Genomic DNA, 14,021 nt, shown 5'->3' with positions numbered 1-14,021 from the left:
GTGCAGTACACAAAACCAATGTGGGAGCGAGCCTGCTCGCGAAGAGGCCGGTTGTCGCGATCAAGAATTCAGGCCTTGGTGGCAACCAGGGTAAAACACATCGGCATCTGCGCCTCTCGATTCAAATACTGGTCATACACCTCTTCCCGATTCGAATGCGCATACTCCCTGAAGTGCGCAATGTTCAGCCCTGCCCCGATGGCACCACTGAAAATCGCCCCCAGCGTATGCACAAACCAATACGACTTCGCCGACTGCTGTTCAACCTTGCCGACATACACAATCGGCTCTTCCTGCACAAACGGCTCGGCGCGAAAATACGAACTGGCGAGGCGGTAAGGATCCTCAGCGTCGGGATCGACCATCTCCAGGAACGGATGGGTTTCGTAGATCACCAGTTTGCCACCCGGTTTCAGGGTCGACGCGACGTGGCGGAAGAACTCGCCGATGTCCGGCATCCAATTGAGAACACCAATGGTGATCAGCGCCACATCGAAGCGATTGTGCAAAGACGCCGGCAGATGATGGATATCGGTTTCGATGAATTCAGCGTTGTGCGGTGAACGCTTGTTCAGCTCGCGGGCTTGTTCGAGAAACGCCGCCGACTGATCGACACCGACCACGCTTCTGGCACCCAGCGCAAACAGCGACAGACTCTCGCGGCCATTGTTGCAACCCAGTTGAATCACATCCTTACCATCGACCTCCAGCAACCCGCTCAGGGTCTCATCGAGGCATGAGAAATCCGCCTGCGCAACTTCGCCGAGTAAAGCCTGCCAATCAGGCGAATCCTGGTGATGGCGGGCGGAATCGTTCCACGCCTGTCGATTGCTCTCGATGGCGGTTTTATTGTTGGGCACTTCCATGGCGCACTCCGGACGATGCTCGTGATTGAGCGGATCCGAGTCTAGATCAGCCCGGCAATTGCGGTTGTTGCAAACTTGTAAGCCAAACCCTGCGGCAACTCCTACAAATGAGGAAACTCTCGCCTACAAGTACCGACGACTTTTCAAGGTTTGTTAGAAGACTTGGCTGACTGCCTATCTGTATCTACTTGGATACAGTCGAGCAATGAATTATCTTATTCGACAAACAGCCGTCTTCCAGGCTTGGCACCAATCGGTTCGAGACCTGCGGGCCAAGGTGGCCATCGCCCGCCGCATTGATCGGGCCTCAACGGGAAATCTCGGCGATGTTAAATCGGTGGGTGATGGCGTATCTGAAATGCGCGTAGATGTGGGTGCAGGCTATCGGGTGTATTTCACGATGCGTAACGGTGCAGTCATCGTTCTATTGGCTGGAGGCGACAAGTCTTCACAAAGCGCAGACATCCGACGCGCACAAAAAATGGCTAAGGAGGTTTAACCATGAGCCAGACGTTAACGATTTTCGACGTGGCAGCATTGCTGGACAGTGACGAAGCCATCAGCGAATACCTGTCCCAGGTTCTTGCAGACGGGGATAACGAAGAGTTTCTTCGCGCAATCGGCTATGTGCTCAAGGCGCGCGGGATGACGCAGATAGCCAAAACCTCTGGCATGGGTCGCGAAAGTCTGTACAAGGCGTTCGCGCCCGGCGCAAAGCCTCGCTTCGAAACGGTTTTGAAAGTTATGCATGCCCTCGGCATCGATCTTTACGCACAGCCGGGGCATGCGATCAATCACCCGGTTGTTTGAATGTCGGGCAGCTATAGTTAATAGCCTTGGGGAAAACCGCACTCGCAGGTGCCGCCATGCATATGCTCGCTCGGCTGTTGTTGACCGGCTGTCTGCTCGCTGCCACACAGGCGCAAGCGCTGGACAGCAATTTCAATTATTACGGGCCTAACCAGCCCTTCGCCCACCCGGCTCCGTATTCACTGAGTTCCACGCCGCCCAAGCCTTACGACGATACGGCGCCGCGGGATTTTGTGGTGCTTCCGGGTGACCATGAATTCTCCGATTCGCAGTTGCCGACCGTGGCGGATGCGACGGTGCGGGTGTTTATCCGCACGTACGATGCCGAGCGCGGGATTTATGTGAATGACGAGGTGCTGGATCCGGGTTGTGTGCTGGAGTGTTTGAGTCGGCAGCAGCATTGATTCTGACGACCAAGTATTAACCAGACACCACAAAACCCTGTGGGAGCGAGCCTGCTCGCGAATGCGGTGGACCAGTCAACATTGATGTCGGCTGACATGGCCTCTTCGCGAGCAGGCTCGCTCCCACAGGGGAAATGCGGTGTGCCTGGGCTACCACTGCCGTTTATCCGGGCGGGCGAGGCCGAGTTTTTCGATGCGGTAGCGCAGCATGTCGCGGCTCAGGCCCAGCAGGCGTGCAGATTTGGTGACGTTCCAGTCGGTCTTGTCGAGCATCTTGCGCACCATGTCGCGTTCGACTTCCGGCAGGTTCATCGACTCCATATTGCTCGCCGGACGCGGTTCGTAGGGCGACACAGGTTCGTGGTGTTGATGTTGATGCTGATGCTGATGCTGCGGCGGCAACTCGTCACAAAGGCTCATGCACACGTTCAATTGATGCGCAGCAATTGTGTCGCTCGGCGCCAGCAACACCGTTTGCTCAAGCATGTTGCGCAATTCGCGCACATTGCCCGGCCAGGTGTAACTGAGCAGCAACTCCTCGGCCTGCTGGCTGAAATGCAGATTCGGTTTGCCATAGCGTTTGCCGTGACTGGCGAGGAAGTGCCGCGCCAGCAACAGAATGTCATCGCCCCGTGCATACAGACGCGGCACCTTGATCGAAATGATCCGCAGACGGAAGAACAGATCACGGCGGAATTTGCCCTGTTGAACCATCTGCTCAAGGTTGCAGTTGGTCGCGCTGATCACCCGCAGATTGACCTTACGCTCCTTCACCGAACCGACCCGGCGAATGGTGCGATCCTCCAGCAACTTCAAAATCTTCGCCTGCAACAGCAGATCCATCTCACCGATTTCATCGAGAAACAGCGTGCCGCCGTCCGCCGCTTCCACCAGCCCGACCCGGCGGTCCTTGGCATCGGTAAACGCGCCCTTCTCATGGCCGAACAGTTCCGACTCCACCAGATTCGACGGGATCGACGCACAGTTGAATTCAATAAACGGGCCTTTGCTGCGCGGGCCGTCGAAGTGCAATGCCCGGGCCACCAACTCTTTGCCGGTGCCGGTCTCGCCTTCGACCAGAACCGGGGGCAGATCGGTGTTGGCCATGCGTCGCTCGGCGTCGAGCAACTGGCCGATAGTGTTCTTCAAATACTGCATCGGCGCCGAGTCGCCAATCAGCGCCTGCGCCCCGGATTTCTGCGCCTCGCGCTCCTGATAGAACGACAGAGTGCGCTCCATTCGTTCAGTGGCCAGGGCCTTGTCGAGCAGCAGTTTCAGTTCCTGCAATGCGACCGGCTTGGTCACGTAATGAAAGGCACCCTCCTTCATCGCCACCACGGCGTCTTCGACGTTGCCGTAGCCGGTCATCATGATCACTTTGAGATCCGGCGCGCTGATGCGCAGCTTCTGGATCAGCTCGTGCCCGCTCATGACCGGCAGCGAGTTGTCGGTCAGCACGATGTCGGGCATGAAGGTTTCCAGTTGCCCCAGCGCGTCTTCGGCCGAATGGCAGACCGTCACCTCGAAGTCTTTGCGCTCCAGGTAGGTCTGAATATTTTCGGCCAACAGTTCGTCATCCTCGACCAGCAGAATGCTGTGTTCCATATTCCCCTCCCGATGCCACTTTGAAGTTGAGACTGACGCGGGTTCCCTCCTGCTCTTTGCTGGTCAAAACGACCGAGCCCTGAAAACGCTCCATGATTCTTTTGACCAACGCCAGGCCAACCCCGAGGCCGCCCTGTTTGGTGGTGAAAAACGGTTTGAACACCAACAGTTGCTGCTGCGCGCTCATGCCCTTGCCGGTGTCGCTCAGGGTCATGCGCACGCGGTCCGGCTGCGGCGATTCGAATTCGACGCTGAGCACACCGCCCTTGGGCATGGCTTCCAGGGCATTGGCAAACAGGCTATTGAGTATTTGCGTGAGCAACACCTTTTGACTGACGACCGGCGCACAGTTTTGCGGACTGAATCGCACTTCGACGCCACTGCGTTTAATCAATGCATCAAATGCGCCAAAGGTATCTTCAACCGCCAACACCAGATCCACCGCCTCGCCGTCGTCATTCATCGGCCGCAGTGACACGAGCAATTCGCGCACCCAGCGCGACATGCGATCGACCTGGCTGATGATGTCGCCGATGTTGCGCTGCGCGCCGGGGCTGGCCACCTCCTGGGCCAGTTCGGCGCTGGAACGAATGGTCGCCAGTGGATTGCGCAGGCTGTGCGCCACCGCCGAGGACATCTCGCCGAGGGCGACAAAGGTTTCGTTGCTGATCAGTTGTTGCTGCTGGCTCTGCAGCAATTTCGCCGCGCGGCGGACGATCCAGAACAACGCGAGAAAAATCGCCGCACCGCCGAAGCAAGTCGCCGCCCAGATCGAGGCGAACCCACGGTCGATGCGATCGACCAGATCCGCCGGCTCCTTGTAGACCTCAACCATCGCGACGACTTTGCTTTTGTCGGCGTTGAACATCGGGATGTAGTTCTCGATGAACAGGTATTTCGGTTCGCGCAACATTTGCTGTTCGGGTTTCTCATCGTCGATCTTGTGGTAGCTGGAGGACACCGGCACTTTCATCTCGAATGACTCGTCGAGCTCATCGTCATCCTTGATGTGCACGCCGATAAGCTCAGCGTTGGTTGACCAGATCACCGTGCGATCCAGCGCATAAACGGTCGCGAGCAAAATGTCCGGCAAGTGTTCGACGTGATCGAGAAACTCGGTGCGTGCCGAAGCCTGTAACGCCGGGTCAACATCGGGATAGTGGTTGTCCTGGCGCGGGTCGAGCATTTCGCCCATCGTCCGGTTCGGATTGATTTTCGCGTGACGCATTTCCGCCGCGCCGATGGCCTCAACGAATTGCGCGGTGAGCAGCGCATCGCGCTCGACACTTTCGGTGACCACGAAGCGTGTGGAGATATAACCCAGCCCCAACGCCACGGCGGCGATGATAAAAAAACTCGCGAGCGAGAACCAGCGCAGCAAATTGAACTGCTCGCGCCAGCCCTTGCAGGCAGCAGCCGCCAAGGTTGGCGCAGATGATTTTTGTGTTTCCAGTCTCTGCATGGGAATGCCCTGGAGATTTTGTATCGAGTCGATGACTGCCTTCAGTGTAGGTCGCTCTGACCGCGACACACGGCTCAGTGATGCTAGTTTGCCGCTACTGAAAACCATTCACCGGAGCTGCTGCGAATGCGCGACAGGCTGCCACCGAGGCAGGGTAATGGGGTTGTGCAATTCTCCCGCCAGTTCCTCATGGAGCAGCGAGCGTCGGCGTTTGCAGCCAATTGGCCAGGCTGTGCTTTCCCGTTGACTGGGGCCTGACACCCATTGGTGGGGAAACTGTGGATCAAGAGACGAGTTGGAAGGCCAGGCGCACCGTGGTGCCCTCGCCTTCGCGGCTGTCGAGGGTCACGCCGCCGCCGAAGCGCTCCATGATGCGCTTGACCAGGACCAGACCGACTCCGAGGCCGCCAGACTTGGTGGTGAAAAACGGCCGGAAGGCCATGGTGCGTTGTTCCTCATTCATGCCTTTACCCGTGTCGCTGAGCACCACGCACACGCCACGCTCTTCGCTCGGTTCCAGGCTGACGGTCAGCGTGCCGCCCTTGTCCATCGCCTCCAGTGCATTGGCCAGCAGGCTGTTGAGGATCTGTGTCAGTTGCACAGGCTGGCTGAGCACCATGGGTGTGTGCTGCGGATGAAACACCACCTGCACGCCGGCTCTGGCGATCTGCTGTTCAAACGCGACAAGGCTTTCGTGCAGCGCTGCCACCAGATTCACCGGTTCCGGATCATCGTTGAGCGGACGCAGCGATTGCAGCAGTTCGCGTACCCATTTCGACATGCGATCGACCTGGCCAATGATGTCCTTGATGTTCTTCTCTGCCGGGCCGGCGTCGAACTCCAGCGCCAGTTCAGCGCTGGAACGAATGGTCGCCAGCGGATTGCGCAAACTGTGCGCCACGGCGGAAGACATCTCGCCCAAGGCGACAAAGGTTTCATTGGCGATAAGTTGTTTCTGCTGGGCGGCGAGCAGAATCGCCGCACGCCGCACGATCCAGTACAGGCCCAAATAGATCAGTCCGCCGCCAAGCGCGGTGGCCAGCCAGATCAGCACCATCCCACGCTCCATGCGTGCGATCAGATCCTTGGGTTCCTTGTAGATCTCGACCATCGCCGTGACGTTTTTGCCCTCAGCGTCGAACAGCGGGATGTAGTTCTCGATGAAGATGTAGTCCGGCGGCGTGATGAATTTCTGTTCTTCGCGGGCCTTGTCGACGTCGTGATAACTGGCGGACACCGGGATTTTTTCGTTAAAGGCGCGATCGAGATCTTCATCGGCATGAATGTTGGTGCCAATGAGCGCGGGGTTGGTTGACCAGATCACCTGGCGGTCGGGCGCATAAATATTGGCGAGAATCACGTCCGGCAAGTGTTCGATGTGATCGAGAAACTCGCCCCTTGCATCGGCCCGGGCTTGCGGACTGACGTCGGGAAAGTGCATGTCCTGACGCGGATCGAGTAATTCGCCCATGGTCCGCACATTGGGAATCGACACATGGCGCACCTCGGCCGAGGCGATCGCCTGAATGAACTGCGCGGTGAGCAAGGCATCGCGCTGCACGCTTTCATCAATGACAAAACGCGTCGACACCGCGCCGAGGGCCACAGCCACCGTGCCAATCACCGCCATGCTGATCAGCGAAAACCAGCGCAGCAGGTTGAACGACTGCTTGCGCGAGCTCAAGCGCAGATTGCCCTCCTCGACCGGTAGCGATTTCGACTGCATGTTCATGGCGGCGACTTCTCTATACGTCCCTATAGGGTTATAGCCCACGGGTGGGGGTTTGCCCGGTTGCGGGGATATCGCCCCGGTTGAGTTGATCCCACAGACACCGCTAATCCCTTGTAGGAGTGAGCCTGCTCGCGATCGCGGTGGGCCAGTCGACATTTTCATTACAGACACACCGCTATCGCGAGCAGGCTCACTCCTACAGGGGGTTTGTGTACGGCGGGCAATGATGGTCATCCCCACCGTCCCCGATTCTGGGGAATGACGCCCTTTCCCCGCTGGCCACAAACCCCAACCTCACACCTGCAAACCCCTCTAATCCGGCCCTCTGCCGCCCATTCACCACACCTTGGCATGGAAGGTGTACAGGCCCTGTGCAACTGACCCATCCCCAAGGGGCAGGTACTTTGATAGAGGGATTAACTCATGCACCCTTTACTGTCCAAAACCGCGACCATCCTGGTCGTGAGCGCCTTGGCCCAGGGCATTGCCCAGGCCGCTTTGTTTGCTGTTGATCCGGGCCCGTACACGCCGGCCAACGGTGGTTTCGCCAGTTGGTATCAGGACTCCCACGGTCGCACCCTGGATCTGTGCCTGTCCAAAGCGCTCAGCTCCCGAGTACCCAGCGCCCCCGGCGCACCGTCGTACATGTGCTCGCTGCTGCCGACCCCCGGCGTGTTCGATGACACCCAACCGATTGTCTTCCCGACAAACTTTCCCGACGAAGCGTTCTGGTTCACCGGCGAAACGGCCCTCGTCGACGCCGCCCGGGGAATTGATCTGGGCTACGTCAGCGCCATCGAAGCCGCATTCGCCGCTGAAGAGCCGGTCGAGGGCGATCAAGTCAGCTTCGCCCGAATCCGCATTCGCGTCGATGTACCGACCGCCGGCACCTATGTCATCACCCACCCGTATGGCGTCGACGTGTTCAACATCGACACCCCCGGGCGGCGCGCAATCAACATGACCCGCGACATCGGTATCGGCACGCCGAAAACCTATGACGGCGCGCTCAAGGGTGACATCGGACCGTTCCTGCGCAGTGTCAACGGCCCGTACACCGAGACCAACCCGCTGACCGGTGCCGCCGAACAATTCGTCGGCGACCCGAACCTCAACGAGGCAGTCACCGGCAGCCCGTTCAACACTAACTACGTACGCATCGAAGGCCCTAACGGCCTCGATCTGCGAACGAACGTGTTCGCCGTCTCCGGCAAGTTGTCGACGGTGGTCCGGCCAACGCCAATGATCACCCAGCGCAGCACCTACTCGCGCAAAGCGGGAACCAGTGCGCCGGTCGCCCAACAAGACGTGTTCGTTCTCGCGCCGCCCGCGCCGGGCACTGTCGCCGTGACCAGCAGCACCCCGGTGCTGAACATGACCGAGGCCAACTCCACCGGCAGTTGGTACGCGCAATCGTCGGCCAACCCGACCTTGCCGAGCGTCTTGCAGGTGACTGCTGACAACCACCTAGCCATCGCCAGCAGTACGCCGACCACCTTGCCCATGACCCTCACCGATCTGGTGGTGATCCAGAGCGCGCAATACAGCCTCAGCTCCGGACAACTCACCGTGGTGGCCTCGACCAGTGACGAAACTTCGCCACCCGTACTCACCGCCACCTCCGGCAGCGGTGCAGCCATTGGTGCGCTGGGCGGCGACGGCGCAGTGAAAACCCTCGCCACCGGGATCTCGCCAATACCGCCGGCCAAGGTCCGCGTGACGTCGTCCAACGGCGGCAGCGATACCGAAGAAGTGGTCATCGTGCAATGAACGCTCACATGCCCAGATCCGCATCAGGAGGCATCATGAACAAGTGGCCACGCTTTGCGCTCAACGCGCTCGGGCTCGCTCTCTCGCTGACCGGCAGTGCCTACGCGCAACTCGCCGCCGTCGACCCCGGTCCCTACACCTTCGCCACCGGGAAATTCCCGATGTGGTATCAGGACGAAAATCAGCTATCGATGGAGCTCTGTCAGTCGCGTGCTGCCAGTTCGCGCGTTGCCGCGACCACGCCGCCGGCCTACATGTGCATTCTCTTGGCCGAGCCAGGCATCTACGACGACGCCCAGCCGATGATTTTCCCAGACAACTGGCCGCCGGAAGCCTTCTGGTTCCTGGCCGAAACCACGATTGCCGACAACGCTGCCGGTTATGGTGTGGACGCCTATGTCGCCGGGATCGAAGCGGCATTCGCCTCGGAAAATCCCGCGGACGGTGATCAGCAAAGCTTTGCGCGGATTCGCATCCGGGTGAACGTACCCGTTGCCGGCACCTACACCATCACGCACCCGTATGGCGTCGAGACGGTCAATGTCACCGCACCCGGACGCCGCGCGATCAACATCACCCGCGACATCGGCATCGGCGCACCGGGCAATTTCACCGGTGCCGTCAATGGCGCTATCGGACCGTTCCTGCGCAGCGTCAACGGTCCGTACACCGAAGTGAACCCGGACACCGGCGCCACGGAAACTTTCGTCGGCGACCCGAACCTCAACGAAGCGGTGACCGGCAGCCCGTTCAACACCAACTTCCTGCGCATCACCGGGCCTGCCGGGACGATCCAGTCAAGCGTGTTCAGCCTGTCCGGCAAAGTGCTCGACAACCGTCAGCAGACCCAGGTGGAAATCGACCGCGCCACCTATCGCCGCACCGCCGCTGGCGTGCGTGCCGAAGTGTTTGCCAAGGCCAGTAACAGCTCGACCCTGTGCTTCCGCGAAACCGTGGCGCTGCTGCCCGGCCCACCGCCAACGCCGTGCCAGACCAGTCTGTTGGGTGACAACAATGGTCTGTTCTTCGGCCACCGACTGGGCACTGGCGCGGTACCTCCGGTAATCGTCGTGACCGCCACCAACCCCGCCGGCACCACGCGTCCGACGGCCGTGTCGGCCAAGCTCACCGACGTGGTGAAAGTGCAGACCGCTCGCTACAACTGGGCCAACCATAGCTTGCTGATCGAAGCGACATCGAGCGATGAAGTGGCGATCCCGGACATGGTTGCCCAGGGATACGGGCGTCTGTCGAAGACCGGCACCCTGCAGCGCATCACCGTCGCCGACCTGACTCAGCCACCGGCCACCGTGACGGTGAAATCTGCCGCTGGCGGTGGTGACACCGAAGCGGTCGTCGTGGTCGGCAGCGCGCCGGACACGGGTGAAAACCAAGCGCCAATCACCAACGCCGACAGCGGCAGCACCAGCTTCGGCGTGCCGATCACCCTCAGTCTGTTGACCAACGACAGCGATCCTGATGGTGACAATCCGCTGGGCATCACCGCATTGACTCAACCAGCCGCCGGCCAAGGCAGCGTCGCGCTCAACGGCACCACATCGGTGGTCTACACCCCGCCAGCGGTGGTCAACGCGCCACTGACCACCACCTTCACCTACAAAGCGCAGGACGCCAAAGGCCTGGCCTCGGCCAACCCGGCCACCGTAACCATCACCGTTGCACCGAACCAGGCACCGACCGCCGTCGCCGACAGCGTCGCCACGCTTGGTGTTGCGATCCCGATCAACGTGCTGGCCAACGACACCGATCCGGAAGGCAACGTACCGCTGGCCGTCAACAGCCTGACCCAACCCGCCGCCGGACGCGGCACGGTCAGCACTGACGGCACGGTGATCACCTACACCCCACCGGCCACCGTGACCACGGCATTCACCACGACCTTCACCTACATCGCCCGGGACGCCTTCGGTGCCCTGTCGACGCCGGCCACGGTCACGGTGCAAGTCTCGCCACGGCCAGCAGCGGAAACCTTCGCCGTCACCGCGTCAACGGTGCAGGCACGCTCCGGCGGGCGCTTCAACTGGGACTTCACCGGCACCTCGTCAGTGACCACCGGTAACACCATCACCGTGCAGGTCACCACCCCTTCCGGGCTGGTCACCCTTGGCACCACCACGGTGCCGTTGACCGGACGCTGGCGGCTGACGCTGAACAACACGCTGGTGGTGCCATCGGCCAACCCGACCGCGACGATCCGCTCGTCCCAAGGCACCGTGCGCACGGTCTCGGTGACCACGCTGTAGGCCTGCGCCCCAGCCACTTGCGGGTGGCTGGGGCGTGCTTCGCAACCGGATAACGCCACACAGGATTTTCGCCATGAACACGCCGACCGCCGCCCTGCTTTGCCTGCTCCTGCTGTGCAGCACTGCGAGCGTGCGCGCCGACGACCTGATGGAAAACGACGACCTGGCCCCGACCAGCAGCGACCTCGGCGAACTGCCCCCACCGGTGGGTGAGCAAGCCCTGATCGACCAGCTCGGCCAGGCCAACGTCGCCCTGCTGCAACAGAACGGTCAGTCGCTGCTCGGGCAGATCGTGCAGTCGGGCAGCAATCAGGAGGCGTACATCCTGCAACAGGGCAGCGACCTGATGGCCCTGATCAACCAGAACGGTTCCGGCAACGCCGCCTCCATTACCCAAAACGGCAGCCATAACCGCGCGCAGATTTCGCAAAACGGCAACAACAACGACGCCAGCATCGAGCAGGCCGGCGCGGGGCTGCAAAGCGCCGTGACCCAGTCGGGCAACGGCATGAGCGTTTCGGTCAAGCAATATCGCTAAGCACTGCCAATCATCGGAGAGTTCATCATGTTCAAACTGACGCCCCTCACCGCCGCCATCCTGGTCATGATCAGTGCCCAGGCCATGGCCGACGACAGCCTGTCCAACCAAAGCCAGGTCGGTACCGCCAACATCGCCGACGTGAAACAGACCCAGGCCCCGTTCAGCACCGCCACCCAAACCCAGCTGGGCCAAGGCAACGACGCCGCCGCCGTGCAAGATCACGCCACCAGCGTGATCACCCAGGACGCAGTCGGCGATTACAACGCGGCTTACGCGGAACAACTTTACGAAAACAACGCCACCATCACCCAGCAACAAGTCGGCGCCTTCAACACCGCCCACGCCAGCCAGTCGCTGGGCTTCGGCTCACCGAACAACGCGCTGCAACAGCAGCAAGGCACCGGCAACTTCTCGTTCATCTATCAGGATTCGCAGAACGGCAGCGAAGGCAAAACCTTCCAGTTCGGCGACAGCAACGAAGCCAACATCGAGCAACTTTATGAAGGCAGCGGCAACAGTTCAGTGATTACCCAATACGGCACGGCCAACTACGGCACCGCCGAACAAGTGCTGCACAACGGCGGCCAGATCGGCATCAACCAGGCCGGCGAAGGCAACTACGCCTACGGCGACCAGCGCAACGGCACTGGCGGCAACATCACCATCAACCAGTTCGGTAACCTCAACGGCACTGAAATCTGGCAGGACGCGCAACTGGCCAGCCAAGCCACCGTCAACCAGTACGGCGACAGCAACGAAACCGTGGTCGACCAAAGCTTCGGCGAAAACAACACCGCCGCCGTCACCCAGGTCGGGAATACAAACGCCATCTACGCCGACCAATTCGAATCGGTCAACTCGACACTGGCGTTGTATCAGGTCGGTAACGGCAACGTGCACTTCACCTACCAGAACGGCGACAGCCACGTGCTCAGCGCCACCTCCGTGGGCAACGACAACAAGGTCTACGCCAGCAACTGGAAAGGCCCGCAATCCGGCGGCCAGTTCGGCAGCGGCCAACGCGCGACAGTTACTCAGGCGGGCAATGGCAACATCGCCAGCTTCACTCAGGATGGCGTTGGGCAAGTTATGACCACGCATCAAACCGGGACTGGCAACAAGACCACGGTCAGTCAGGCTGAGTCGTATAACGAGCTGTATTTTGATCAGAATGGTAGCGACAACATTTTGATTTCCGATCAGCGCGGCACTGGCAACCTGGTGCAGGGTTCGTCGAATGGCACGGGGAACAGTGCTGAGTTTGATCAGTCCGGGTCGGGGAACCAGGCGTATACCGCGCAGCTGTATGGCAGTGACAACATGATCACGGTGAAACAGGCGGACACGATGAACGTGGCGTATGTGACCCAGGGCGGCACGGGGAACATTGCCAATGTGGATCAGAGTGGGGTTACGCAGACGGCGAATATTCAGCAGTTTGGGTCGGCTAACCAGGCGACGGTGTTGCAGCAGTAGAGGTTGGGTGTTGATGGGCCGCGATTCTCTGGTGAGGGGGTCGCGGTTTTTTTGTGTCCGTAGGACCGATCAACGACACGCGTTCTTTAAAGCTTCAGATCAGCCACGTCCTACAGAAAAAGGAATGGCTTCTGGAAAAGCTGCACGTTTTCCTACTACCTCTGGCGGTTGGCCGTCGGAAGCGCAAGGACTAGGATTTTTCGGGACAACCTGAACCCAACGGAGCTCGACCAACGTGCAATTCATCCAGACAACCACGACAACATTCCCCTTACCGAATAGACTTCCAGGCATTGATCCCGGAGGTGCCATGATCGACCCAAAGATGATTGACCCACTGTGCCCAGTCGTCTCGGACCTTGATCCTGAAGAACAGGCTGCGAGTTATGACCGTTGGTTCAGGGCGGAAGTACAAGCGTCTCTCGATGATCCCCGCCCGAATCTTTCGCATGAACACGTAATGGCCGAGATACATGCCTTGATCAAGGCAAAAGACAATGGTTTCGAGGCCGATTGAGTGGAGGCCCGAAGCGCGGGCGAAGCTGGTAACAGTGCTCGAATACATAGTCGAAAGGAATGTTGGGGCAGCCAAGGAGATCTTGAAGGCAGTTGGAAAGGCCATAGCTTATCTTCCTGATCATCCCTATCTCTATCGATCAGGCCGGATCACCGGCACTCGGGAGATCGTCGTAAATTCCAGCTATCTGATCATTTATCGAGTGACAGATCGGATCGAGATCGTGAACGTTCTGCATGCGCGTCAGGAGTATCCGCGACGCGATTCTTTCTAAGCCATTCATCAACAAAAAAACCGCGCTGCCTTCAGGAGCGCGGTTTTTTATTGGGATCGATCAACCTGTAGCAGCCGGATCCTCCTAGCGTAACGCCTCACGAGCCTCATGCTTGATTCGTAGCTCAGCCATCAATGCCTTCATCTCTGCCATTACCTGCTCATTCGGAATGCTGGGGCGCGGGTCATTGATTGATTTCTGGACTTTGGCACAGAGCCAACGGTCGTAGCTGGCGGCTTGTTCTTCGCTTTCGAACTCTGGAACGGTTGAGGAAAACAGGGGATCCATGGTGCCTCCGGA

At 59.7% G+C, this 14,021-nt stretch carries 14 protein-coding genes; 9 read left to right on the top strand and 5 right to left on the bottom strand.

The annotated features are described in order from the left end of the window. Nucleotides 1–68: 68 nt before the first annotated feature. Nucleotides 69–866, bottom strand: a complete 798-nt coding sequence (locus QOM10_RS10830; RefSeq protein WP_316918013.1) for a class I SAM-dependent methyltransferase — start codon at nt 864–866, stop codon at nt 69–71. A gap of 205 nt (nt 867–1,071) precedes the next feature. Here QOM10_RS10830 and QOM10_RS10825 point away from each other — a divergent pair, with 205 nt between their 5' ends. From QOM10_RS10825 to QOM10_RS10815, 3 genes are read left to right on the top strand one after another with little or no spacing between them, the layout of a single operon-like run. Then, complete coding sequence (locus tag QOM10_RS10825) at nt 1,072–1,365, top strand: type II toxin-antitoxin system RelE/ParE family toxin (RefSeq protein ID WP_038369612.1); 294 nt, start codon at nt 1,072–1,074, stop codon at nt 1,363–1,365. A gap of 2 nt (nt 1,366–1,367) precedes the next feature. Further along, a complete protein-coding gene (locus QOM10_RS10820; RefSeq protein ID WP_127926672.1) occupies nt 1,368–1,676 on the top strand; it encodes an addiction module antidote protein in 309 nt (102 codons plus the stop codon). Nucleotides 1,677–1,732: 56 nt separating this feature from the next. Next, nucleotides 1,733–2,080, top strand: coding sequence for a hypothetical protein (locus QOM10_RS10815; protein WP_127926671.1), 348 nt, complete (start codon nt 1,733–1,735; stop codon nt 2,078–2,080). A 150-nt stretch (nt 2,081–2,230) separates the two neighbouring features. Here the strand turns inward: QOM10_RS10815 and QOM10_RS10810 are convergent, their stop codons facing one another. The 3 genes from QOM10_RS10810 to QOM10_RS10800 form a co-directional block, all read right to left on the bottom strand. After that, a complete protein-coding gene (locus QOM10_RS10810) occupies nt 2,231–3,685 on the bottom strand; it encodes a sigma-54 dependent transcriptional regulator (protein ID WP_316918012.1) in 1,455 nt (484 codons plus the stop codon). Continuing rightward, the gene (locus QOM10_RS10805; RefSeq protein ID WP_316918011.1) at nt 3,654–5,147 is read right to left on the bottom strand and encodes a sensor histidine kinase; all 1,494 of its coding nucleotides are present in this window, start codon (nt 5,145–5,147) and stop codon (nt 3,654–3,656) included. The genes QOM10_RS10810 and QOM10_RS10805 overlap by 32 nt, the downstream gene beginning before the upstream one ends. Before the next feature lie 283 nt (nt 5,148–5,430). After that, nucleotides 5,431–6,879, bottom strand: a complete 1,449-nt coding sequence (locus QOM10_RS10800; protein ID WP_316918010.1) for an ATP-binding protein — start codon at nt 6,877–6,879, stop codon at nt 5,431–5,433. Nucleotides 6,880–7,302: 423 nt separating this feature from the next. Here QOM10_RS10800 and QOM10_RS10795 point away from each other — a divergent pair, with 423 nt between their 5' ends. The 6 genes from QOM10_RS10795 (at nt 7,303) to QOM10_RS10770 (ending at nt 13,721) form a co-directional block, all read left to right on the top strand. After that, nucleotides 7,303–8,649: a hypothetical protein gene (locus QOM10_RS10795; RefSeq protein WP_150774456.1), complete on the top strand. Its 1,347-nt coding sequence runs from the start codon at nt 7,303–7,305 to the stop codon at nt 8,647–8,649. A 35-nt stretch (nt 8,650–8,684) separates the two neighbouring features. After that, complete coding sequence (locus QOM10_RS10790; protein ID WP_316918009.1) at nt 8,685–10,913, top strand: Ig-like domain-containing protein; 2,229 nt, start codon at nt 8,685–8,687, stop codon at nt 10,911–10,913. Between the two features lie 73 nt (nt 10,914–10,986). Next, nucleotides 10,987–11,451: a curlin gene (locus QOM10_RS10785; RefSeq protein WP_316918008.1), complete on the top strand. Its 465-nt coding sequence runs from the start codon at nt 10,987–10,989 to the stop codon at nt 11,449–11,451. Nucleotides 11,452–11,478: 27 nt separating this feature from the next. Beyond that, the gene (locus tag QOM10_RS10780; RefSeq protein ID WP_160039239.1) at nt 11,479–12,930 is read left to right on the top strand and encodes a curlin; all 1,452 of its coding nucleotides are present in this window, start codon (nt 11,479–11,481) and stop codon (nt 12,928–12,930) included. Between the two features lie 310 nt (nt 12,931–13,240). Next, nucleotides 13,241–13,447, top strand: a complete 207-nt coding sequence (locus QOM10_RS10775) for an antitoxin (protein ID WP_081265247.1) — start codon at nt 13,241–13,243, stop codon at nt 13,445–13,447. Further along, on the top strand, nt 13,428–13,721 hold the full coding sequence (locus QOM10_RS10770; RefSeq protein ID WP_081265248.1) for a type II toxin-antitoxin system RelE/ParE family toxin: 294 nt from the start codon (nt 13,428–13,430) through the stop codon (nt 13,719–13,721). The genes QOM10_RS10775 and QOM10_RS10770 overlap by 20 nt, the downstream gene beginning before the upstream one ends. Nucleotides 13,722–13,805: 84 nt before the next feature. Here QOM10_RS10770 and QOM10_RS10765 read toward each other — a convergent pair whose 3' ends face one another. After that, complete coding sequence (locus tag QOM10_RS10765; protein WP_316918007.1) at nt 13,806–14,009, bottom strand: antitoxin; 204 nt, start codon at nt 14,007–14,009, stop codon at nt 13,806–13,808. Nucleotides 14,010–14,021: the final 12 nt, after the last annotated feature.

It is taken from the genome of Pseudomonas sp. P108 (genome assembly GCF_032613195.1).
Lineage (GTDB): Bacteria > Pseudomonadota > Gammaproteobacteria > Pseudomonadales > Pseudomonadaceae > Aquipseudomonas.
Note: the sequence above shows the minus strand (reverse complement) of the source record. Positions and strands in the feature narration are given on the sequence as shown.

What these genes read in the sequence shown, in the direction of transcription:
- QOM10_RS10820 (WP_127926672.1), top strand. Translation starts at nt 1,368, where the DNA reads ATGAGCCAGACGTTAACGATTTTCGACGTGGCAGCATTGCTGGACAGT.
- QOM10_RS10830 (WP_316918013.1), bottom strand. Translation starts at nt 866, where the DNA reads ATGGAAGTGCCCAACAATAAAACCGCCATCGAGAGCAATCGACAGGCG.
- QOM10_RS10765 (WP_316918007.1), bottom strand. Translation starts at nt 14,009, where the DNA reads ATGGATCCCCTGTTTTCCTCAACCGTTCCAGAGTTCGAAAGCGAAGAA.
- QOM10_RS10770 (WP_081265248.1), top strand. Translation starts at nt 13,428, where the DNA reads ATGGTTTCGAGGCCGATTGAGTGGAGGCCCGAAGCGCGGGCGAAGCTG.
- QOM10_RS10815 (WP_127926671.1), top strand. Translation starts at nt 1,733, where the DNA reads ATGCATATGCTCGCTCGGCTGTTGTTGACCGGCTGTCTGCTCGCTGCC.
- QOM10_RS10825 (WP_038369612.1), top strand. Translation starts at nt 1,072, where the DNA reads ATGAATTATCTTATTCGACAAACAGCCGTCTTCCAGGCTTGGCACCAA.
- QOM10_RS10795 (WP_150774456.1), top strand. Translation starts at nt 7,303, where the DNA reads ATGCACCCTTTACTGTCCAAAACCGCGACCATCCTGGTCGTGAGCGCC.
- QOM10_RS10800 (WP_316918010.1), bottom strand. Translation starts at nt 6,879, where the DNA reads ATGAACATGCAGTCGAAATCGCTACCGGTCGAGGAGGGCAATCTGCGC.
- QOM10_RS10805 (WP_316918011.1), bottom strand. Translation starts at nt 5,147, where the DNA reads ATGCAGAGACTGGAAACACAAAAATCATCTGCGCCAACCTTGGCGGCT.
- QOM10_RS10780 (WP_160039239.1), top strand. Translation starts at nt 11,479, where the DNA reads ATGTTCAAACTGACGCCCCTCACCGCCGCCATCCTGGTCATGATCAGT.
- QOM10_RS10790 (WP_316918009.1), top strand. Translation starts at nt 8,685, where the DNA reads ATGAACAAGTGGCCACGCTTTGCGCTCAACGCGCTCGGGCTCGCTCTC.
- QOM10_RS10785 (WP_316918008.1), top strand. Translation starts at nt 10,987, where the DNA reads ATGAACACGCCGACCGCCGCCCTGCTTTGCCTGCTCCTGCTGTGCAGC.
- QOM10_RS10810 (WP_316918012.1), bottom strand. Translation starts at nt 3,685, where the DNA reads ATGGAACACAGCATTCTGCTGGTCGAGGATGACGAACTGTTGGCCGAA.
- QOM10_RS10775 (WP_081265247.1), top strand. Translation starts at nt 13,241, where the DNA reads ATGATCGACCCAAAGATGATTGACCCACTGTGCCCAGTCGTCTCGGAC.